This window comes from Shouchella miscanthi (assembly GCF_007725405.1).
GTDB classification, from domain to species: domain Bacteria; phylum Bacillota; class Bacilli; order Bacillales; family Bacillaceae_D; genus Shouchella; species Shouchella hunanensis.
In genome coordinates, this window is the sequence record NZ_CP042163.1 from 884397 (window position 1) to 905967 (window position 21571).

The following is a 21571-nucleotide window of genomic DNA, read 5'->3' on the forward strand; positions in this document are numbered from 1 at the left end:
TTCTCAAGGTCTTTTTAGCTTCTTTTCCTCTAATTATCGCAATTTCTGTCATTATTTCCGGGGCAATAAGAGAAGGGAATAGATGAAATTGACAAGATCTTCGCTTACATTACAGCAATCGCGCTTCAATCAGAAATCGATGCTGAATAAAATCAATATAGCCTTTACACTGAATATGCTCATGCATCTGCTGAAGTGGCCGTATATATTTCTCAACAGAAAAATCAGGAATTTGCCAAGGAATGGCTTTTAAATAGTAAATCACCGCACCTACATCATAAAATCGTTGCACACCGATCTTTTCTAGTGCTTTTTGAATGTGAAACGGCTTATTAGAGAAAGCTGCTAGTGCATGGTCTAAATCCCATTTTGAATACAAAGGATCTATCTGGGCTCCCAGAGCTTTATTTAAGTCAGAACAGTCTTTTCCACCGACTTGTTGAGTTAAGAACGTTCCGCCTGACTGTAACAATCGTTCTAGCTCGCTGACAGAATAAGAATCATGTTGATTTAAAATAAGATCAACATGAGAAGATGGTATGGGAATGTTCTCATCGGTTTGAGAAAAAACAACCGTAACGCCAAGGGGACGTAAGCGTTGACGAGCGATCGTTAGATTAGGTTCGTAGCCTTCTGTTGCGTAAGCAATAGGTGGATAAGGATGAAGTCCAGAAAAAAATTCTCCACCACCAGTCCCCATATCGAGGACGGCGTTTGCTTGTTGCATGGCGGCATACGCTAGTCCTCCATACGACCATGGTAATAAACTACTATTAAAGCGATTTAATGAGGTTAAACGGGAAAAATCCCAACCATTAAAAGCTTCTTCTTGTTCTTGTAAATAAACATCAAATAATGATTTGTCCATTTCTTTTATCCTCCATTCCGTTCACTAAACGTCTTAACTGAATAGAGGGAGGTCCGCGGATGATTCCATAAAGTTGTTAGGTTGGATGAGAGTAAGGGTACATGGTTTGGCCTCCAATAGAGTAAGTATGTCAAGTTGGAAACTATATTGTCAAGAATAATCTGAATAAATCAACTTGTGTATTATACCCCTATGAGGTATATTGATCATAGAGGTGAGTTTATGAAGCGAACGTATCAAGTTGCCATACTGTTATTTGATTATGTCGATGCATTAGATTTTGCTGGACCGTACGAAGTATTTACGATGAGCGTTTTTTCAGAAAGTGATGTTAAAAAGCTTTTTATGAATCAGTTAGCGTTAAAAGACAAGCCCTTTCAAGTATTTACAGTATCAAAAGAAGGGGAGTCTATTACGGTCCATAATGGGTTAAAAGTGATACCTGATTATTCATTTAAAAACTGCCCTGCTTTTGACGTCCTACTCGTTCCAGGTGGTCCTATAAAAGCAATGAAAAGTGTAATGGAAGATCAACAGATTATTGGATGGATAGGGGCTCAACCCAATGCACTGATTGCTTCTGTCTGTACAGGAGCGTTTTTTCTAGGTGAGGCGGGACTACTGGACGGTAAAGATGCTACTACAAATCAATCCGCTCTGTCTTTATTTGAAAGAACGTTCGAAAAGATAAAGGTTGTAAAAGGCGTGCGCTATATTGATGCTGGTTCCGTGATTACATCAGCTGGCATAACAGCAGGAATCTCGATGACGCTGTCTCTGGTTGAAAGGTTATACGGAAAAGAAATGCGAGATAGAACCTTACAGACGATCGAATGGGAATAACCAAGGGGAAACTCCGCTACAATCTTTTTTACTTGTAAAGACATTACATGGCATATGAGTAATGATTGTATCTTATAAGAGCAGGGAGTATGATACATGCAAATGATCATTACTTGAAAAAGGGTGAAAGCATGTCAAAGTCAACAAGGTTAATTGAATTATTGCTCTACATAAATAAACGACATAAGTTTACAGCGCGTGAGCTTGCCCAGGAATTTAACGTTTCTTATCGAACGATTCTTAGAGATTTAGATGAATTGAGTGGGTTAGGGCTACCTTTTTATTCTGAAGTAGGTCATGGAGGTGGCTATTATGTGATCGCTGAAAAGATGCTTCCGCCGTTATTTTTAAAAGAAACGGAGGCGATGGCACTCTATTTTTCTTTTCAATCGCTGGAATTTGTTCCTACTCTGCCATTCAAAACCGAAACGGACTATGCGCTTGAAAAACTGTATCAGCATTTTTCTCAGGAAGCTCGAAAGAGGATTAAAAAAATGAATGGTCGGATTGCGTTTTGGAATCCTCCTCGTCAGAAACAGGCGCTTCATTTAGACGAGTTATTAGAAGCAGCAGTGGAGCACACGCCGATTACAATCGTCTATGAAAAAGAAGATGAGCTAATGGAAAGAATCATTCAGCCGATTGGGCTCTACAGTTCTCATGGATTTTGGTATTGTCCGTCCTACTGTTTTACGAGAAATGCGATCCGTTTATTTCGAGCAGATCGTATTAAACAGGTCGAGAAAACGAGGAAGGAAGCTGTAGATCTTCCGTTCCAGTCTGTTCAAGAATGGCTGTCCGAAGCGGAAGAAACAGGTGAAAAGTCAGTAAATTTTTTAGTGGAACTGTCGCGAACAGGGGTAAGAAAAGCCCAATCGATTGTTGATGTAGAGCGGTTTATTAAAGTAGAAGAAGATGGTAGCGGTTGGATTGAAGCGGTTGTTCCAGAACAGGAGCTTCCTTATTTTGTTCAAGTAATCTGGACGCTAGGCCCAGAAGCCGTTATTAAAGAACCGCAAGTAGCCATTAATCTGATTAAAGAAAAAGTGCAAGCAATGTGGACAAACTATGTGTAACGTGACAGTCGTTGTCACTATTATGAGCTAAACTAAAAGAAAGATACGAAAGGAGTTTGATAAGAATGAATGCTGTTAGCCAAATGAAAGAAACCGCATTTCACGAGTTAGAGGTTGGAATTCGGTCGATTGAGGGATTACTACATAAAGTAAGAGAGGACGACTATTCGTATCGACCATCTGAACAGATGCGCACGTTAGAAGAATTGATGCGCCATCTAGTAGCCATTCCCGAAGTCGATTTATGTATTATGCAGGAGCAAACACAGGAGCAGGTGCAACAAATAGAAAAGAAATACAATTCGCTTCCTACTAGTCAAGCAATGGTTGATGAAATGTATAAAGGGTTAGAAGCCTATAAGACGTATGTGTTTCAATTAAGTGATGACGACTTTTTGACAAGAAAAACGACAGCTTTTTATCTTGAAAAAGGAACGACACAGATTCAGTGGTTAATGGAAGTAGTCACTCACGTCTTCCATCATCGTGCGCAATTGTTTACTTATTTAAAGCAAAAAGGCTATGAGGTAACGATGTTTGATCTATATGTGTGATGGTAGGAAAAAGCAATGAAGAACCCGTCATTGCTTTTTCCACATGACGCTACACAAATTTGTGTTTAATAAAAAGTGAGATGACTTTTGTCATTTCGATAGTAGTTAAGTCGATCTTGCAATGTTCCGGTGTGATATTCGAATTTATGACCATCAGGATCGGTGAAATAAATGGACTGCTTGTCTTGTTCATCTCGCGTTCTTCCTTTTAAGATGGAGACTTTTAGTGATTTTAGTCTACGAACGGTGCTTTCAAATGCTTCTTCTTCAATTGAAAAAGCAATATGAGTGTAGGATTGAGCAATCTCGTTACGAGGGATTGCTTTTTCGACGTTCAGGGCGAGCCATATACCGTCTAAATCAAAGTAAGCCAGTTTTTCGCCTTTAACAAGTAAAGTGGCACCTAATACTTGTTCATAAAAATCAATCGATTCTTCAAGATTCGAAACAGAAAAAGTAAGATGATTAATTGGCATAAGAACCTCCAAGTCAATTGTTTTCCTAAATGGATCAATTTACAGTATACTGTAAATTGATTTTTGTGAATCTTCATCATTATAAATGCATACTTGTGATAAATACAATGGAGGGTGTAAAGTGACTGAAATCGTACGTGAATTGACTGAGGATGAGTGGGGTTCCATTGTGCACCTTTCAAAGGCTGTTGGGTGGGATTACCATAGAAAAGAAGTGGAAATGATTTTTAAAAACGGCACAGTGTTTGGAATTGACGACAATGAAAAACTTGTTGCTTGCGCGGCTCTTATTTCCTACGATGAAAAAAAGATTGGGTCGATCGGTATGGTCATTGTTCTTCCGTCCCATCAAGGAAAGGGACTTGGTCGTAAACTAACAGAAGCGTGTATGAATAGAAAAGCACAAACTCAATCACTTATGTTAATTGCAACAAAAGAGGGTGAATCTCTTTATCGAAAAGTAGGCTTTCAAACAACGGATACGATCGTGAAATATACAAGTAGTTCATTTGAATCCTTTAACGATTTCGTACATGCCCAGTCCTTTGAGCAATTCATGCTTAAAGATGTGGTCGATCTAGATGCGGCAGCATTTGGAGAGAGAAGAGAAGGATTTTTACAGGATCGTATTAAGCAAGCTAGTAAAGCCTATGTACGATACAAAGATGAAAAAATTGATGGCTATGGGTTAGCCTTCGATACCCCTTACAATCGAATAATCGGTCCACTCATTTGCAAAACCGATGAAGGGGCTATTGATATCATTCGTGCATTGCTAATAGGCTATTCGGGTCGGGTTCGAATCGATCTGCCTAAAAAGCGAGAACGTGTGGAGGCTTTTTTACAAAAATCTGGCTTTTCTCTCTCTGCTACGCCACCTTTAATGGTGAAAGGAGAACTTCCCGATCGCAACGGAACATTGATTAGTATTGCGGCACAAGCCTTTGGCTAACAGAAAGAGTCTTAAAGGAGAGAGTACGTAAATGAAAGTGAAAACGCTAAACGATTACCTTTCTTGTATAAATGTTGCACAGCAAAGCCCAACCCTTGCCTTTTTAAAAGAAATTTGTTTCTCTCATCTACAAACATTTCCATTTGAGAATATAAGCAAAATTTATTTTCATAAACAACAGATACCTCAATTCCTTGGTGACGTTGAAACCTTTCTTACTCATTATGATCGCTATGGATCTGGTGGCACTTGCTACATTCAAAATTCGATTCTCTATACGGTCTTGCAAGCACTCTCTTTTCATTGTTATCTTGTGAAATTAGGCGAGATTCATATGGGGATCATTGTAATAGTGAAACGTAAACACTATTATGTTGATTGTGGAGCTGCCGCACCTTTCTTTAACCCCATTTTGCTAGAAGATAAAGATACTCAGTCCCCGTCATTTGGGAGTGATGTCATTACCTTTTCTTATCAAGGGGATGGACACTATCACTACCAACGCTATCTAGATGGGAATAAAAGTGGAGATTGCTGGTCATTTAACGTAACTAAGTCAGCTAACTTCACTGATTTTGAGCAGCTCTTTCAAGACTCATTTAAAAAAGAAGCAACCTTTATGAAGCTATTTCGATGTCAGCTTTATCAATTAAATCAGAGACGTAGTGTATCGATTGTAAATAATATCTTCTCAATTCGATATGAATCAGGGAAAAAGCAGACGAGAACATTGGACGATCTAGACGAGTTAAAGCACGTACTCAATGAAGAATTTCATTTACCGCAATTACCGATTCAGCAATGCATTGAATTTCTGCATCAACAGAATCTAGTACTCTTTAAGTAAAAGGAAGGAACCTCACAAATGCCACTAGTGAAAAATATTACCGGAAAGCGTTGAACAAGGAATGATAATTGCAAGTGGGTGACTATGATCAAGTCGTTTCTTTTCATTTGTGCATGGCTTTTAATCCTTTTCATGGAAAAAAGGGGACAATTGAATCATGGATCGAATGTAAACTAGAGTTTCGGCTGATCATTAGAAAATGTTGAGCGTGTCAAGGTTATCATAGGAGCCACTCATCCATACGAAAAATGAGATGTTTAAGGAATTGACAGCCCCTCCGTTCACGTGCTACTGTATATTACAGATAAATAAGGTCTGTAATAACGTTTAAGGGTGAGAGGTATGAAATATTCAAAAGCAACGAATTACGCTTTGCATACAATGGTTTATTTAACAACGATGCCTCGCGGTAAGGCAACGGGTGTAGATGTACTAGCGAAGCAACAAGATGTCTCACCAACCTACTTATCGAAAATTTTAACAAAACTTGTAAAAGCAGGGCTAATTGAGTCAACACCTGGAGTGAACGGCGGCTATACCCTGAGTCGGAATGGCAAACAAATCTCTTTTTTAGATGTCATTCATGCGATTGAAGGACAGTCCGTTCTGTTTCGATGCTCTTCAGACCATGAAGATGCGATTCAAAGGAAAGGTTGTTTGATTGAAAAAGCAATGACGCGAGCAGAAGATCGGTTGAAAGAAGAGCTAGACAAAACAACAATTGCAGATATCGCTGATGAGGTAGGGAAGAGCCGCGAGTAGCGGTACTCTTTTTATTTAAATTAAAGATAAAACTAGTCTTTAATATCTACAATATCTATATAGGGAGATGAAGGAATGATTGATACAGTTATTATAGGTGGCGGTCCAGCTGGATTAAGTGCAGCGTTAGTTTTAGGAAGAGCAAAACGGAGCGTTTATCTGTTTGATGATGCTAACCCACGGAATCAAGTTACACAGCATTCACACGGGTATCTAACTCAGGACGGTGTGACGCCAACGCAGTTTAGACAAAAAGCCCTAGCAGATCTACGGAAATACCCTTCCATTAAATGGGGACAACAACGAGTGGAGACAATTAAGAAGCAAGACGATGGAACGTTTCGGGTTAATTCGGAAGGAACTGAGGTGATAGCTCGCAAAATTCTGCTTGCGACCGGGTTAAAAGACGTCTTGCCTGATGTTCCAAACATCCATGATTTTTATGGCACGAGTTTATATCCATGTCCGTTTTGTGACGGATGGGAGCTTAGGGATCAACCTCTGATTGTCATTTCTGAAAACGATCATGTAAGCATGTTTACGACACTAATCACGAATTGGAGTAGAGATGTTGTCTTAGCGACGAATGGAAAAAGCGTACTTTCAGCTGAACAAAAGGCATCATTTGCTTCAAGAAACATTCAAGTAGTAGAAGAGAAGATTCAAGCGCTCGAAGGAAAAGATGGTCAGCTGAAACAAATTCAGTTTTCAAATGGACGTGTAATAGAGCGGGCGGGAGGTTTTATTACGAGTACGCTAACGCAAGCTTCCCTTCTTGCTGATCGGCTTGGTTGCAAAGAAAATGAAAATGGTGGGTATGATACAGATGGTTTTGGTCAGACAACTGTATCAGGGGTGTATGCAACCGGTGATATGACAATGAATCAAGCCCCGCAACTTTTACTAGCCGCTGCAGATGGAAGTATGGCAGCAGCAGGCATTGTAAAAGCGTTGGCAGTAGAAGACTTCGAAATGAACTGATTCGTTTGTTAGGAAAGTAAAGTGCGAAAAACAATGCCACAGACAACACCGAGAATAACCGATAATAGGAAATGTTTTGTTAAAAAATAGACAATGCCTGTGGAAAGACATACGAGTAACGTTGGAACAGAAAGCATGGCAGTAGATTGAGGATTGAGCACTTGCTGTGCCAGTAAGGTTGTCAAAATGGCAATCGGCACATAATGAAAATATAGCTTTGCAAAAGGTGAAAATGAAACCCGTCCTAACCATTCCAAGCCAATGTAGCGGATGCTAAAGACTAAAAGACTTATTAGCGCAATTAATAGCCATTGATCAAGCATGAGCCTGCTCCCCTTTCTGAGTGAAAATGCCAACGAGTGGGGCAAGCAAGCCGACAAGTATAATGGTAAAGCCATTATTCGGAGCAATCCATTCAGCAATAATTGTAATGATGATAGCCGTGCCAACGGTTAACCAAGCTGCTTTATGTGTCAAAGCAGGGACAAGTAAAGCAGTGAACGCTGCTGGAAATGCTAAATCAAGCCCAAAACGAATGGGATCTATTTGATCGCCAACCCATACACCAATAAAGGATGAACTTACCCAAGCAGCATAAAATAGGAACGTCACAGTTAGGAAATAGCGGATATCAGTTCCATATTTAATAAATCGAGCTTTGGCAAGAAGGTAAGGTTCATCGCTTATACCAAAGATGCCGAAAAAACGCCATGGTTGCTTCACTTTTTTTAAATCTCTTGCTAAATCCATTCCATAAAGAAAATCGCGCAAGTTTAATAGAAAAGCAGCGAATAAAATTGCTGGTATGGTAGCACCAGCGGCATACATGGCGACTGCGACCAATTGAACAGAACCGGCAAAAATAAGCATAGACATGACGGTAGCGGTTAAAATGGTGAAATCTGCTTGATGAGCGAGAACACCGTATGATATGCCATACGAACCGATCGCAATAGCGATCGGTAGCCCGTCAACGATAGCGGCTTTTGTTGATGAATTCTTCATAACCTAGACCCCTTTAGGTGAGATGTTATATACTTAAAGTAACCTTATTGTATATTATAATATACTTTAAGTCTATTATAATTATATGGTGGCGATAAAGTTGGAAGAAAAAGTTGCTCAACAGATTGGCGAGCGAGTTCGTCAGTTACGAATGAAACAGGGCTATAGTCTTGAGGCGTTTGCTAATAGAATTAATGTAAGCAAGTTAACGTTGATGAAGGTTGAAAAAGGAGAGGGCAACCCTACACTATCTGTTGTTTGGAAAATAGCTAACGGGCTAAGTGTGCCGATTGCTTCATTATTAATGGTTGAAGAAGGAGTTGAACTTTCTCGAAAAAAACAATCACTTGAATTAGCAAGTTCTGATAATCAGTTTATTGTTGAACCGATGTTTCAAAAAAACCATTATGAGCTTTACCGTGGCTATTTAAAACCAGGCGCGATTTACCAGTCAGACGCCCATCCTAAAGGGGTAAATGAATGTATAACAGTCATGACGAATGAACTCATTGTACGTATAGAAGATGAAGCTTATCATTTACAAGAACATGACGCCATACGCTTCAGTGGAGATAAGATTCATCTGTATGAGAATCCAACCGATCAACTAACAGTACTTCATTTTGTTATTTCTTATGAAGGATGATAATCGAAATCATCCTTTTTGACATGTGCAGGGGAAATAAGAATCATGTCGAAAAGATAATAATGGAGAGATCGCTTATAAAAATGTAAGTAGTAGAGAGGAATTAGACAAATGATAAAAAATGTAGCTGTTTTTTGTGGGTCTGCCAGTGGGATAAATCCCATTTATATAGAAGAGGCAAAGCGCTTAGGAACATTGCTTGCAGCGCAAGACCGTGGACTTGTTTATGGGGGTGCACAGGTAGGATGTATGGGAGCGATTGCCAATCAAATGTTAGAAAAAGGTGGTCATGTGCATGGCGTTATTCCTAAGAAATTAATGCGTGTAGAGGTTGCACATCATCATCTCAATCAATTAGATGTTGTTGATACTATGCATGAGCGCAAAGCAAAGATGGCAGAGCTATCTGATGCATTTATCGCTTTACCTGGGGGAGCCGGGACGCTAGAAGAATGGTTCGAAGTTTTTACATGGGCTCAACTTGGCTATCACCAAAAGCCTTGTGCCGTTTTAAATGTAGCAGGGTTTTATGATCCGTTTCTTACAATGATTGATCATACGATTGAGCAAGGCTTTATGAATCCCAAATATAAAGAGTTAATCATTGTCGCTAATTCCCCAGAAACGTTATTAAAACAATTGGATGCTTATGAGCCAATCTCTATTTCAAAATGGAGTGAAGGATGAGCACGAGTGTCATCGCTTTTCAAGAAACAGGAGATCCGTTGCAACCATTACTTTTTTTTGTTCATGGTGGAGGGGTTAGCAGTTGGATGTGGGAAAAGCAACTAGCTGCTTTTTCCTCAGCCTATCATTGTCTTGCTGTAGATTTACCTGAACATGGAAAGAGTAAAGGCGCGTTTTCGATCGAAGAAAGTGCCATGTCTTGTCTACAGCTAGCAAAAGAGAAAGCAAAGGGACAGCCCGTCCATCTTATTGGATTTTCTCTTGGTGCGCAAGTTGTTATCGACATGTTAAGTAAAGACCCTCTTTTTTTTGAAACGGCGATGATTAACAGTGCGCTTGTTAACACGACTCCTTTCGTTCGTATAGGGGGATTACTAGCGTTGCAAGCATCTTATCCACTTGCGAAGTATCGTACATTCGCGAAAGCACAGGCAAATGTGCTCTACATACCAGAGGAACAATTTGATCGCTATTTCGAAGAATCAAAGCAACTGAAACGTTATACATTGATACGAGTGATGCGAGAAAACTTATCTTACCTATTACCAAGCTCTTTCTCATCTGTAAAAACAAAAATGCTTGTTACAGTCGGCGAAAAAGAAAACCGAATGATGAAGCGATCATTAACGGAAATAAAATATGCGAATGAATTCTGTCAAGATCAAGTGTTTAAAGGTGTCGGCCATGGCTATAGTTTGGCAGATCCACAGGCCTTTAATACCGTCTTACTTAACTGGATAACAGGTGAAAGGTGGTAGAGAGTGAACATTGAAAAGGGAAAACAAAATTGTAACTTTGATTGCCGCTAAAACAGAAGAGCAATGGAAGCGACAAGGTGTTTATGATGTATTTGAACGATATGAACAATGGGGCCACTCTGACAGAAGTGGGGACCTTTATACGTTTTTTATGAATAAGAAATGAGCATGTTCCTTCCCGTTCGTTCTTAAGGAACGGGCTCGTTTTAGTTGAAATAGAGAGTCTAAAATCCCATCTTGAACATCGACATACGGTCTTTGACAGTCGTTAACTGGATTTAACAGATAGCCAATGATGATCATGGAAATTTGCTGGAACGTAAAAAGGGTTTTTATCTTTTGAAGCGAATAGTGTAGTAAAGAATGAATGTTGATTCAATATATTCTTATTAGCTAAGCAAATAAAATTATTTAACAGGGTGGATTTATTTACTTATGCATATCGAAATTATGGAACGATATCAGTTGGATCGTAAAAAGATTGAGGATGATGGAATCGAGTATTTAACTAGTCTAGAAAACAAAATGGATTTTGAACAAGTGGTTTTGTTAGTAGGTACTTTTTTTGATGAAAAGGAAGCAAGGAAACAAATGGCAACCTATTGTATGAAGGTAACAGATTATGCATGTGTGAAAGCAGCTTTTGAATACACATCACTATACAACTTGGAAGAAGAACAAGGAATGTTATTTGAACGGTACCAGGATGATCCGTTATTAAAAGGTCATATCCTAGTCTACGACCTTGCCAGAGAATCGAAGAAATCGAAAGGCAAAACGTCACACATTATGGAAGCAGCACGAACACTATACGGACAAGTTCATGATGATTCGTTAAAACTTAAACTTGATTTAATTTTACAATATGAATTATTAATTAATGATCAGCATACTGTGGAGAAGTTTTATGAAAGCATGGTAATGAAATTAAGAAACTTGGATCCGAGCTATGTAAAGACCGTTTTACTAACAAGGCTCGTTCATTATTATTCACGTTCATTGTTCATGGATTCAGATGATTGGGAGGAAGCAGAAAAGAATTGCCTTGCCAACATTGTCAATCCATTGGCACCACCATTTTTCAAAGGAAGCGCCCATCAAATCGCTGGTTATATTTTGGCGTTTTCAAGTAAAATCGAATGCAGTTTGAGTCATCTATGGAAAGCAATTCATTACTATGAAGTGTCAGAAAATTTCGATGCTGCAAAGAGAGTAACGACCACTGTTATCCCTTTTTGCTTAAACTTACATAAAAAGCAGATGCCTAGTAAAATTAATTTTCATGAAATTGATAAAGTAGAACAGGCACATTATTTTATTTTGCATAATGAGAGGAGTAAAGCCGTTTGTCTGTTACAAGACATTATAACGTCTGATTCATCTCATTTTAAAGCGAATCTGTATTGGGCTTTTCTAAAGCGAGATCTTTCTCATCTGATGAGGCTTGCATGTGACTACAATCGAAATGCGTTTGAATTAAACTTAATTAAGCTTTTTGCAAATAGACTGTAAGCACGTTCTAGCTTGTCGGCATAACGATGAGCTTTTTTGTTTAATTATGATTAGAAAAGTGTGAAACGGGAATTGGTAGGTTGAAAAAGATGAAAAGAGAGGTTTTGCTGATGGAAATCGTTCTTCTATGTGGAAGTCTTCGCAAGCAATCATATAACCGAAAATTGTTGAACACGATTAAGGAGCATGCCCCAAGTCATTGGACGTTTACTGAAATAGCCATTGACCGTATTCCTTTTTACAATGCTGATGTGGAAGAACGTCGCGTTCCAGACGAAGTGACAGTACTAAAAGAAGGATTGACACGTGCTGATGGTGTGATCATTGTTTCACCAGAATACAACAACGGTATGCCAGCGGTTGTGAAAAATGCGTTGGATTGGGCAGCCAGTCCGCCACAGGAATCGCCTCTCCCTAAAAAGCCGATTGCTCTTGCAGGAGCGTCACCACAAGGAGCAGGGACAGTGCAGGCTCAAACTCAGCTAAGACAAACTCTAATTGCCATTGATGCTTATGTGATGTCTGGTCCGAAACTATTAGTTGGACAAGTGCATACGCGTGTTGAGGTTGAAGACGAACAAATCACAGAAGAGGGAACGGTTAAGCGTATTAAGAAATATGTAAAGGCATTTGATGAGTGGATAACCACTTTAAGCGAATAAGGAAAAGAAAGTCTAACGCACTCGTAGTTAGGCTTTTTTTTTTTCAGATCGACGAAGTCATCAATCATCCATTCGCATAAAGCGAGTTTCACAATACTTTCATAAAAAACGGTATTACTGCGACATGCTTCATCCATAAACAATAAACGAATACTATTCCTTTACCTTTGGCCATAGGACATGACCGACATAACAATGTTAAATGAAGTGGTTCATAGGCGTGACCTAAGGATGGTTTTTTAGGAAAGAACATACGTATGTTCGTGTTTATGGTAAAATAAGTCGTTGTTAAGAAAAGGAGGTCAAGATGACAGGAAAAACACATCTTATTGGTGGAGTCGTTGCTTGTCAAGCAGCTGACATCTTTTTGTTTCAGAACGAAGGGCAGTTTAGCTATTATGCTGCTGGACTTATTGGGGCTCTTATACCCGATATTTGTCATACTCACTCAAAGATTGGGCGGAGGCTTCCAGTCTTATCAAAGGTTGTTAGCACACTGTTTGGTCATCGAACGTTTACACACAGCTTGCTCTTTCTCTTGCTCATCAATCTAGTGTTTCTTTATTTTTTCCCGGAACAAGAAGGATTGCGTATGGGTTTTTTAATTGGTATGATCTCGCATTATGTACTTGATGCACTCACGGTTAGAGGCATCCGTCTGCTTTATCCAGCAAATTTCCGCTTCCGTCTTGCTCGTCTTAGAACAGGTGGTGTAGTAGAAAGTATCTTACTTGGGCTATTCGTTTTAACGATTTGCTTCCTATACATCGGCTATCAATAAAATTCTTGTAAACTTCTTATTTATATTGATTATTAATTAATATTTGTTATAATTAATTAAGTGTCAATCGTATAGAAGTAAGAAGATTGGAGAATAGTATGGATAACTCCTTTGAAAGGAAGCAGTCAATGAGCGGCGAAAAGGTAATGGAGCTTAAAGGCATTACATATAAGGTTGATGAGACAATTATTCTTAAGGAATTAACAGGATCGTTGAATAAAGGGAAAATTACGAGCATCGTGGGGCCATCAGGAGCTGGGAAAACGACTCTATTTCGCTTATGCAATGGAATGAGAACACCAACGACTGGAACTATTTTATTCAATGGCGAAAAGCTTGAAACATACGGACCTTCCGCATTGCGTAGAAAAATCGGCATTGTTATGCAACAGGCTACGATGCTAACGGGCACAGTAAAAGAAAACTTACTACTGCCTCTTACGCTAGCGGGTCAACAAATAAGTGATGTAACGATAAAACAATCATTAGAAGAAGTAGGGCTGTCAACGACGTTAATCAATCAACAGGCAAAAGAATTATCAGGTGGTCAACAACAGAAGCTATCCATTGCCCGCACGTTGTTAAATCAACCAGAAGTATTGCTATTAGATGAAATTACGTCGTCGTTAGACCGTGTATCGGTTCAAGAAGTTGAACGTCTGATTGTAACGATTAATGAAAGCTATGGCACAACCATCTGTTGGATTACACATCAAATTGAACAAGCTAAGCGTTTGTCTCACGATAGCTGGGTCATGATGGACGGGGAATTAGTCGAACAAGGAACGGTGGAGTTGTTAACAAATCCTAAAGATGACCGGGTGAAGGCGTTTCTCCAGGAGGAGTTTGTATGAATGTAACAACCCTGGCTCTTACTCTTATTTTTGTTCTGATACCGTTACTATTGTCTCAAGTGCTAAAGTTAGGCTTAAATCGTGACATCCTTGTGGCTACAATACGTTCAATTATTCAACTACTTGCTGTTGGCTACATTTTACAATTCGTTTTTGATTCAGAAAGCTATCTGTATATATCACTGATGATTGTGTTAATGATTACAGCTGCAACACAAAATGCAAGAAAAAAAGGGAGAGCGATTCGTGGAATTACTTGGAAACTAATTGTGACGTTTCTGACGATTCAAACTCTTACTCAAGGTATCTTATTAGGGTTACACATTACACCTGCAACGGCTCAATATATTATACCGATTAGTGGAATGGTTATTGGAAATTCCATGGTGCTAGGGATCTTATTTTTAAATCGATTTACTGCGGAAGTGGAATCGAAAAAAGATGAGGCTGAACTGATTCTAAGTTTAGGTGGGACACCAAAACAATCCATTCAGAAGCAATTAATTTCTTCCATTCAGGCTAGTACAATTCCTACAATAGAAAGTCAAAAAACGATTGGGCTTGTCCAATTACCAGGAATGATGAGTGGACAAATTATTGCTGGGGCTGATCCAGTTCAAGCCGTACTGTTCCAATTGCTCATTTTATTCCTATTGTTAACAACTGCAATTGTCACAAGCATTATGCTTGGTTTCTTATCCTACCCTACATTGTTCAACGAACGAATGCAGTTCATGCGTTAAAGAATAAAAAGACACGGCATCATGCCATGTCTTTTTATTCTGCTTGTCGCTTAAACGATTCAATTAACTGTAAAGTCGGTTCTAAATCTTCAAGCGTAATTTGATGCGCGTCTTTCTTGTGTTTCATGATTGCTTCTAAGGCATGGTAAAAGTTACTGTAAATATACAAATGCTTGTTTTCATCAATAGAGTAACTATTCATGTACTCTTTGATTCTTTTTTCCATTGTCTTTTCGAGAAAGTGTAAACCGTCTGATTTCGTTTGGAACTCATTTACATCCCTCCTACTTATCCACTTCCCATAGTAGCGAGTGTTGAAACAAAAGGGTGGGTGCTCATTTACTTCTTATTAAAGTGAAATCCTTGGTTATTGAGTGACTTACTTGTTTGTGGAATTCCTTTATCGTGACTATAATAACGAGCCACTGTTTCCGTCCATGTTTTTTGAATAGGGCGAGACTGCATGTATGTTTTCATTTTGTCTTCATAAGCTCGGATGTGTGGCAATTGATCGTGTTGATAGGCGTCTTGATGGTAAAACGAATCAATGGGCAAACGTGGTTTTAAGTCATTTTCTTCAGCAGGGTGACCAATGACAAGCCCAACGATAGGAAAAACGTATGTTGGTAAATCTAATACGTCAATAATTTGATCTGATTTTGTTCGAATGGCTCCAATTGGAACAATACCGAGGCCAAGAGATTCAGCAGCGGCAATGGCATAGCCCATCGCAATTCCCACGTCAGTTGTGCCTACAAGCAAAGTATCGACATTTTCTGTAGCCTCAAAGGTTTGTCCATTTTGTTCTAACGCTTGATGTATTCGATGAAAATCTAAATTAAATGAGAGAAAAACAGGTGCCTGGTCAATCCACGGTTGACCAATGATGTCAGAAATCTGCTTTTTTTTCTGTTGATCGGTCACACCAACAATGCTGAGTTGTTGTCCATTTCCCCAAGTAGGCGCCGCTTGAGCCGCCTGAATTATAGTTTGAAGCTGTTCTTCTTCGATAGGATTTGGTAAGTAGTTTCGAACAGAATAGTGATTAGTCAATACAGATATGGTTTCATTCATTTGTTATCCCTCCTATAGCTGTTATACCAAAAAAAGAGAAGCGACGCATGCAATGAGGATTCTATGCTATGATTTCAGTAATTTATGAACGAAAAAAAACGACGAAGCGTTTATTTCGTCGTACTAGTGTGATTGTCAAGAATGGCGGCTGTGAGGATGGTTAGTAACTCTTCTGATAAAGGTGTGTCATGACTCATGGCTGCAATGCTTTCTTCTTCTATATCGTCTGAGACATTACGCAGTCCATGTCCCATTTGATCAATTAAGTAGAGCTCGCTATCCTGATTCGCTTCATGTAGTAGATAAGCATCATCAACTGGTATTTGCTGGTCGTTGTTTCCATGAATGATGTATGTGGGAAACGTAGCCTGTTCAATTAATTCAACTGGGCTGACCGCCATCCATGAGGACAAAAACGGTTGAACATTTTGGTTGAAAAGGGATTCAAGCTCTAGGCTAACCTCTTGGACAAGATCTCCCTGTACAAGCTGTTCAATAATATCTGCAGATTCTTGTAGGAGCTCTGGTGTAATAAACGGATCATTTTCTAACTGCTCAACTAATATTTCATCAATGGTTCTTCCAGCACCAGCAACGGAAGAATACGACTGAACTCCTTCTTGGAGTGCTGCTCCTAAGCCAACTAGTGCTCCCTCGCTATGTCCGATCAGATGGACAGAAGAAAACGATTCCTGTTCTTGTGCATAACGGAGCCAAGCTTGTGCATCAGTAATATAATCATCAAAGCGGGTTTCTATACTATTTGGCGCAAGGGAGAGATTATCGCCTATACCTCGTTTGTCATATCGAATGGTTGCGATACCATGGTCATTTAAGTGCTCTGCCATACGCTTTAAATTATCATTTCGTCCAGGCATTAAATAAGAGTTTCCGTGTTTATCTGTCGGTCCAGAACCAGGAAGGATAAGTGCAACAGGTATGTCGCTCGAATCGTTCTCTGGTACATCTACCTTTGCTTTTATAAGCTCAGTTGACTCAAGCGAAATCTCTGTTAATTGCTCTTCTTCCATGTAACGCAGTTGGAAGGGGAGGTTTTGGCCAAGTTGAGTAAATTCTCCTTGGATGTTATCGCCATCCCGTTCACCAGAAAATAGAATCGTTTGATCTTGTATGGTTGTCTCCAATGAAAGTGTATCATGGTCTGCATTGACCACGTTAAAAGGTTCATCAAATATCCCTTGAATTGGAATCGATAACGTTGCTGTCTCATTTTCAACAGATATTTCAATTGGGAGCGGTTGCATAGGAATGACAATTTCGCCTTCCCATGTACCTGCAAATGCCTCCAGTGGGTTGATTCCAGGCTCTTCAATCGTTTCTTGTTGACAGGCAGTGAGAAAAACAAATAAAAAAACACAAGATGTGTAGAAATAGGATGGTTTTTTCATCCACAAGTCCTCCTTCACATGTTCTAATGGCTTTATGTACAGAATTAAAGCGTAATCAATGAGACGTTACTTCGTCAAGTGTCTAGTAGATAGATTCGGTGCGTATCGGTAGAGTCCTTGAAATTTACTAAAAGTTTACAGAAAAAAGATACAGGTAATAGTCTAAGAAAAGAGGGACTAACATGAAAATTCCTTTTAGGGTCGGTGTAGTAAGCTGGATTGTCTTGCTCAGTTATTTCGTTTATGAGCCGTTTGCCATTCGAGCTTCTCTTGCCCCGTATTCTTATTTATCTCAACCAATGAGTGACTTAGGAATAACAGAGTGCGGTGTGGGCACTTATCCGTGGGCTGACTATTTTATTTGCTCACCGCACGCACCAATTGTAAATAGTCTTTTTCTTTTAACTGGAATGGTTCTTTTAATAGGGTTGTGGAGTGTGAAAGAAAGACTAGAGTTGAGCAGAATAGGAAGAGTTGGGTTTGCCTGCCTGTTCCTTTTTGCAGTGGGCTATAGCTTTAGCGTTATACCAGCAAATGTAAGTTTTGAATGGCATACGTATCCGGCGTTAGTAATGATCGTAGTGGCACCTGCTCTTTTTTGTATCAGTGTAAAACTAAATAAAGGAAAAATGCTAACCATTATAAGTGCAGGACTATTGACGATAATCAAAGTAGGCATTATAGCTGTCGCTTTTCTTCCAATTGAATGGGGTGGGTTACTCCAACGCTTATTCTACTTCGTCTTTTATTGTTGGGGCCTTGGAATGATGGTTCGATTGAAAGGAAAATAAGAAAAATGAAAAAACCAAAGGCCTCAAGTAAAGTAGACCTTTGGTTTTTTTTATTTTTTGCGAAGCAGGATAAAGACAACCAGCGCAAGTTGGATGGCAATACAAAGGACGGTTACGACGATAATACTTGGCATACTGTTCTCTACTACAATCGCTGAATAAGCCCATATGAACACGAGAGGATAAAAGATATCTCGATATGAAAAAGCAATCATGACAGCAAGTAATGTCCCAACGAGAAGCATAATGATCGTCCATGGTACTTCACTCAATCCTAAAAAGGTTGTGGTATCGCTTTGTACAAACCATGTAAATACATTGACAATGGTAGCAACAGATACCCAGCCGAGATAGATGGAGAAAGGCAAGCGATCGTACCAGCGAAAATCAAGACGATTGATCTTGAAGTAAATGACAATTAATGTGAGTAGCAATCCAATAATAATAATGACCGACAGGAAGACCCATTCCTGTGTAAATGCAATAATCCATAAACCATTTAAAAGAAAGTTCGCTGGCAACCAATAACCAATGCGGGTGTAAATCTCTCCGCTCCAGCGATTCACAAAGAAGATTCGCATAATCCAAATGAATAAGAGAAAATAAATAATTCCCCAAATGGAAAAAGCAAATCCTGCGGGTTGAATCAATGCTTGGTCTTGATTCGCAACAGTGCCAACATTTGTCGCAGACATATAATTTGTCACAATCATAAAAGCAAAAAAGAGTAAATAGATAACGCCTAAGCGTGTGGTTTGTTTCATGGTGGCCCTCCTTCTACTATTCCTATTTATCTCTATTCACCCTTTTATTTCGACATAAACGTCGGATTGTAAATATTTTTTAATGAAACAGCCATAATTGTTCTATTAAGTTACTTTTCATTCATCCACCTATGTAATTGTTCCTTGGAATCAGAGGCAACATTTTCAGATAAACGTGCACACGCAAGGATGGGAAGCCAATTTAATACTTCTTCTTCATTTAAATTCCCTTTCGCACAGTAAAGGTATAAGTAAAGTGTGGCCAGCGCTTTAGAAATGCTTGCGTACAGTAAGTAAGAGCGACAGGCATCAGCGCAGGGAAAGCCAATACTCGCATCTACCCAATCGATCATACTTATTCCTTTTTTTGTTTTAATCAGATTAAAGAAATGAAAATCTCCATGACAGAGACTCTGGGAAGTCGATGATTCGACGAGCTGTTGTAAAAGATTTAGGAGATGATGCTTTCTGGAGGAAGAGAGATCATCTACTTGATGAATTTGGCGTTCTATCTTTTGTGGCATTAATTCTATTTTTTCTGTCTTTTTTAGTGGGATTCTATGTAGGTGATGTTGTTGCTTAACTGCGGTTAACATACATTGATCCAATGTGTCTAGAGCTTTCCAGCAATCTGTACCCAATGGTTCTCCATCCACATAGTCAAGAATTAAAGCGTGTTGTAGTTGATACGAAGTAATGCGGTGAACACCAGGAACAAAGAGATTAAGTTGATGTGCAAAATGATGATTTCGATATTCTTTTTCAACTTCTTCAGCGGGTAAATGAGGATGGTATAATTTGATAGCGAAATTTCCTTGGCGGTAGAGAGTAGCTGTATTCCCAAACGCAAACGGCTTCCCTAACGTTGGGTGTGTAAAATCAGTCTCAGCATTTGGTTTCTTTTTTCATTAAAAAGCAAAAGATCTTCTCTGGCTTGTGTTAATAAAGCAGCATAGGTATTGTCCATAATGTTGCACTCCTTTCGACTTATCTTCAGTTAATCACATAGCAGGTTATTTGGACATGGTTGTCGACTACTGTTTCTACGTATAAAGCAGACCATGTATCTTCTGAAATAATTGTAAAAAGAAACAGCCAAGCTAGCTACCTCGGCTGTTTGTATTATTGGGAAAGCATAGGATCAATTTTTTTAGTAAGTTGAACGCGATCTACTTTTTTGTCGTCCATATCCAAGATCTCGAAGCGTAGTTCCTTATAATCAAGTTGTTCTCCAGCTGTAGGCAAATAGCCGAATTGCTGAATCAGGAAACTGGCTAGATTATCTTCTTCTTCTGGGATGTTGACATGAAAGACGTTATTTAATCGACGAAGGGAGATTTTGCCGTCGCAGACAAGACGTGAGTCTGACTGTTCTTCAATTAAGACATCGTCAACATCTGTTTCATCTTCAATATCTTGGCCAATCATCGCTTCAATTAAATCTTCATGTGTAATGATCCCTTCTGTCCCACCGTATTCGTCTAATACAATGGCAAAATGCTTCTTTTCTTGTAACATTTTTTGGAAGACACGGTTGACTGGATGAAATTCATAGACATAGAGTGGCTGTAAATCTGCCATTTCTTTAAGGGGTTTTGTGGGTTCTTGGCTCCATTTCAATACAAACTTTGAATGGAAGACACCGATTATATGGTCAATATCCTCTTCGTAAACAGGGTATCGTGTATATTGGTTGTTCAATATGATTTCTTTTGCTTCTTCAAATGTACTGTCGGCTGGTAATCCTTGTACGTCAATTCGTGGTGTTTGTAGAACATCTGCCACATTTAGCTGTTCAAAGTCGAGCATCCCTTTTAAACGATACACTTCATCATTTTTGAACGTACCTTCTATATGACCAATATCCACCATTGCACGCATTTCCTCTTTCGAAAAAGTCGCTTCTGTCCCGGCATTTTTGCCAAGCAATCGAATGACAAGACGTGTAAATGCATTAAGAAGAAAGGTAAAAGGCTTTAAAATTTTCAATAATAAATTGGTAAGCGGGTATACAGCATAGGAAATTTTCTGTGGGTAAGCCGCAGCCACAGATTTAGGGAGTACTTCTGCGAAAATGATAATTAAGACTGTTAATACACCAGTCGCAATACCGACATTTAACCCATAATCAATGGCAACAATGGTTACAAGTGATGGAAGAATAATATTTGGGACGTTATTTGCAATAAGGATGCCTGGAATGAATTCTTCCGCGTTATTTACTAGCTTTAATAAACGCTCGGATTTTTTATCTCCTTGAGCCGCTTTCGTTTGTAGTTTAATTTTGTTTGTTGCAGTTAGAGCCGTTTCACTACCAGAAAAGAAACTTGATGCAATAAATAAAAGGATAATCGCAACGAATATCAAGATGTTTCCTCCAATTTTAAGTTGTCAGTTGTAACAGACTTCAGTAATGAACCATTGTACCAAGAAAACAGGCAGATGAAAAGAATGAAGAATAGAATGTTTTCGTTAGTGTTCGTTATTTAAAAACGTTTATACGTAATGTAGTTGTGGTTAAAAGGG

Annotated in this window: 27 protein-coding genes; 17 read left to right on the plus strand and 10 right to left on the minus strand. The window is 39.0% G+C overall.

From position 1 onward, the window contains the following. Positions 1 to 109 precede the first annotated feature (109 nt). Positions 110 to 868 (minus strand): class I SAM-dependent methyltransferase, encoded by a 759-nt coding sequence (locus FPV17_RS04205; RefSeq protein WP_144558219.1) that lies wholly within the window; start codon positions 866 to 868, stop codon positions 110 to 112. A gap of 222 nt (positions 869 to 1090) precedes the next feature. Between FPV17_RS04205 and FPV17_RS04210 the strand changes: the two genes are divergently transcribed. The 3 genes from FPV17_RS04210 to FPV17_RS04220 all read left to right on the plus strand — a co-directional run bounded on the left by FPV17_RS04210 (position 1091) and on the right by FPV17_RS04220 (position 3341). Beyond that, positions 1091 to 1711: a DJ-1/PfpI family protein gene (locus FPV17_RS04210; RefSeq protein ID WP_144558221.1), complete on the plus strand. Its 621-nt coding sequence runs from the start codon at positions 1091 to 1093 to the stop codon at positions 1709 to 1711. 131 nt (positions 1712 to 1842) lie between these two features. Beyond that, positions 1843 to 2787 (plus strand): helix-turn-helix transcriptional regulator, encoded by a 945-nt coding sequence (locus tag FPV17_RS04215; protein WP_035393142.1) that lies wholly within the window; start codon positions 1843 to 1845, stop codon positions 2785 to 2787. A gap of 65 nt (positions 2788 to 2852) precedes the next feature. Then, positions 2853 to 3341 (plus strand): DinB family protein, encoded by a 489-nt coding sequence (locus tag FPV17_RS04220; protein ID WP_144558223.1) that lies wholly within the window; start codon positions 2853 to 2855, stop codon positions 3339 to 3341. 65 nt (positions 3342 to 3406) lie between these two features. Here FPV17_RS04220 and fosB read toward each other — a convergent pair whose 3' ends face one another. Next, the gene (gene fosB, locus FPV17_RS04225; protein ID WP_144558225.1) at positions 3407 to 3817 is read right to left on the minus strand and encodes a metallothiol transferase FosB; all 411 of its coding nucleotides are present in this window, start codon (positions 3815 to 3817) and stop codon (positions 3407 to 3409) included. Positions 3818 to 3938: 121 nt separating this feature from the next. Between fosB and FPV17_RS04230 the strand changes: the two genes are divergently transcribed. The 4 genes from FPV17_RS04230 to FPV17_RS04245 all read left to right on the plus strand — a co-directional run bounded on the left by FPV17_RS04230 (position 3939) and on the right by FPV17_RS04245 (position 7359). Beyond that, a complete protein-coding gene (locus tag FPV17_RS04230) occupies positions 3939 to 4769 on the plus strand; it encodes a GNAT family N-acetyltransferase (protein ID WP_186370727.1) in 831 nt (276 codons plus the stop codon). A 31-nt stretch (positions 4770 to 4800) separates the two neighbouring features. After that, entirely contained in the window at positions 4801 to 5616 is an 816-nt protein-coding gene (locus FPV17_RS04235) for an arylamine N-acetyltransferase (protein WP_035393108.1), read from the plus strand. Positions 5617 to 5958: 342 nt separating this feature from the next. Then, entirely contained in the window at positions 5959 to 6378 is a 420-nt protein-coding gene (locus FPV17_RS04240) for an Rrf2 family transcriptional regulator (protein WP_035393107.1), read from the plus strand. Between the two features lie 75 nt (positions 6379 to 6453). Then, positions 6454 to 7359: an NAD(P)/FAD-dependent oxidoreductase gene (locus FPV17_RS04245; RefSeq protein WP_144558229.1), complete on the plus strand. Its 906-nt coding sequence runs from the start codon at positions 6454 to 6456 to the stop codon at positions 7357 to 7359. 8 nt (positions 7360 to 7367) lie between these two features. Here the strand turns inward: FPV17_RS04245 and FPV17_RS04250 are convergent, their stop codons facing one another. Both FPV17_RS04250 and FPV17_RS04255 read right to left on the minus strand, forming a co-directional pair. Continuing rightward, positions 7368 to 7682, minus strand: a complete 315-nt coding sequence (locus FPV17_RS04250) for an AzlD domain-containing protein (RefSeq protein WP_035393139.1) — start codon at positions 7680 to 7682, stop codon at positions 7368 to 7370. Beyond that, positions 7675 to 8364, minus strand: a complete 690-nt coding sequence (locus tag FPV17_RS04255; protein WP_144558233.1) for an AzlC family ABC transporter permease — start codon at positions 8362 to 8364, stop codon at positions 7675 to 7677. The genes FPV17_RS04250 and FPV17_RS04255 overlap by 8 nt, the downstream gene beginning before the upstream one ends. Before the next feature lie 100 nt (positions 8365 to 8464). Between FPV17_RS04255 and FPV17_RS04260 the strand changes: the two genes are divergently transcribed. From FPV17_RS04260 to FPV17_RS04295, 9 genes are all read left to right on the plus strand, one after another. After that, positions 8465 to 9010: a helix-turn-helix domain-containing protein gene (locus tag FPV17_RS04260; RefSeq protein WP_246117125.1), complete on the plus strand. Its 546-nt coding sequence runs from the start codon at positions 8465 to 8467 to the stop codon at positions 9008 to 9010. Between the two features lie 111 nt (positions 9011 to 9121). Further along, on the plus strand, positions 9122 to 9697 hold the full coding sequence (locus tag FPV17_RS04265; protein ID WP_035393105.1) for an LOG family protein: 576 nt from the start codon (positions 9122 to 9124) through the stop codon (positions 9695 to 9697). Continuing rightward, positions 9694 to 10455, plus strand: coding sequence for an alpha/beta fold hydrolase (locus FPV17_RS04270; RefSeq protein WP_035393104.1), 762 nt, complete (start codon positions 9694 to 9696; stop codon positions 10453 to 10455). Before FPV17_RS04265 ends, FPV17_RS04270 begins: the two co-directional genes overlap by 4 nt. Before the next feature lie 10 nt (positions 10456 to 10465). After that, the gene (locus FPV17_RS21730) at positions 10466 to 10621 is read left to right on the plus strand and encodes a hypothetical protein (RefSeq protein ID WP_186370728.1); all 156 of its coding nucleotides are present in this window, start codon (positions 10466 to 10468) and stop codon (positions 10619 to 10621) included. 269 nt (positions 10622 to 10890) lie between these two features. Beyond that, positions 10891 to 11967, plus strand: coding sequence for a hypothetical protein (locus FPV17_RS04275; RefSeq protein ID WP_144558237.1), 1077 nt, complete (start codon positions 10891 to 10893; stop codon positions 11965 to 11967). 89 nt (positions 11968 to 12056) lie between these two features. Further along, positions 12057 to 12629: an NADPH-dependent FMN reductase gene (locus FPV17_RS04280; protein ID WP_081762014.1), complete on the plus strand. Its 573-nt coding sequence runs from the start codon at positions 12057 to 12059 to the stop codon at positions 12627 to 12629. 307 nt (positions 12630 to 12936) lie between these two features. Beyond that, entirely contained in the window at positions 12937 to 13410 is a 474-nt protein-coding gene (locus FPV17_RS04285) for a metal-dependent hydrolase (RefSeq protein WP_035393099.1), read from the plus strand. Between the two features lie 128 nt (positions 13411 to 13538). After that, the gene (locus FPV17_RS04290; protein WP_144558239.1) at positions 13539 to 14264 is read left to right on the plus strand and encodes an ABC transporter ATP-binding protein; all 726 of its coding nucleotides are present in this window, start codon (positions 13539 to 13541) and stop codon (positions 14262 to 14264) included. After that, on the plus strand, positions 14261 to 15007 hold the full coding sequence (locus tag FPV17_RS04295) for an ABC transporter permease (RefSeq protein WP_144558241.1): 747 nt from the start codon (positions 14261 to 14263) through the stop codon (positions 15005 to 15007). Before FPV17_RS04290 ends, FPV17_RS04295 begins: the two co-directional genes overlap by 4 nt. Positions 15008 to 15041: 34 nt before the next feature. On the opposite strand, the gene FPV17_RS21735 is transcribed toward FPV17_RS04295, so the two are convergent. The 3 genes from FPV17_RS21735 to FPV17_RS04305 form a co-directional block, all read right to left on the minus strand. Next, positions 15042 to 15209 (minus strand): hypothetical protein, encoded by a 168-nt coding sequence (locus tag FPV17_RS21735; RefSeq protein ID WP_186370729.1) that lies wholly within the window; start codon positions 15207 to 15209, stop codon positions 15042 to 15044. A 137-nt stretch (positions 15210 to 15346) separates the two neighbouring features. Further along, entirely contained in the window at positions 15347 to 16081 is a 735-nt protein-coding gene (locus tag FPV17_RS04300; RefSeq protein WP_144558243.1) for an NADPH-dependent oxidoreductase, read from the minus strand. Between the two features lie 110 nt (positions 16082 to 16191). After that, the gene (locus FPV17_RS04305; RefSeq protein WP_144558245.1) at positions 16192 to 17490 is read right to left on the minus strand and encodes an alpha/beta hydrolase; all 1299 of its coding nucleotides are present in this window, start codon (positions 17488 to 17490) and stop codon (positions 16192 to 16194) included. A gap of 182 nt (positions 17491 to 17672) precedes the next feature. Here FPV17_RS04305 and FPV17_RS04310 point away from each other — a divergent pair, with 182 nt between their 5' ends. Continuing rightward, positions 17673 to 18281, plus strand: coding sequence for a hypothetical protein (locus FPV17_RS04310; RefSeq protein WP_144558247.1), 609 nt, complete (start codon positions 17673 to 17675; stop codon positions 18279 to 18281). Positions 18282 to 18331: 50 nt separating this feature from the next. On the opposite strand, the gene FPV17_RS04315 is transcribed toward FPV17_RS04310, so the two are convergent. From FPV17_RS04315 to FPV17_RS04325, 3 genes are all read right to left on the minus strand, one after another. Continuing rightward, complete coding sequence (locus tag FPV17_RS04315; protein WP_144558249.1) at positions 18332 to 19045, minus strand: TspO-related membrane protein; 714 nt, start codon at positions 19043 to 19045, stop codon at positions 18332 to 18334. 110 nt (positions 19046 to 19155) lie between these two features. Beyond that, positions 19156 to 19848, minus strand: coding sequence for an aminoglycoside phosphotransferase family protein (locus tag FPV17_RS22490; RefSeq protein WP_144558250.1), 693 nt, complete (start codon positions 19846 to 19848; stop codon positions 19156 to 19158). 319 nt (positions 19849 to 20167) lie between these two features. Further along, positions 20168 to 21409: a hemolysin family protein gene (locus FPV17_RS04325; protein ID WP_035393132.1), complete on the minus strand. Its 1242-nt coding sequence runs from the start codon at positions 21407 to 21409 to the stop codon at positions 20168 to 20170. Between the last annotated feature and the right edge of the window lie 162 nt (positions 21410 to 21571).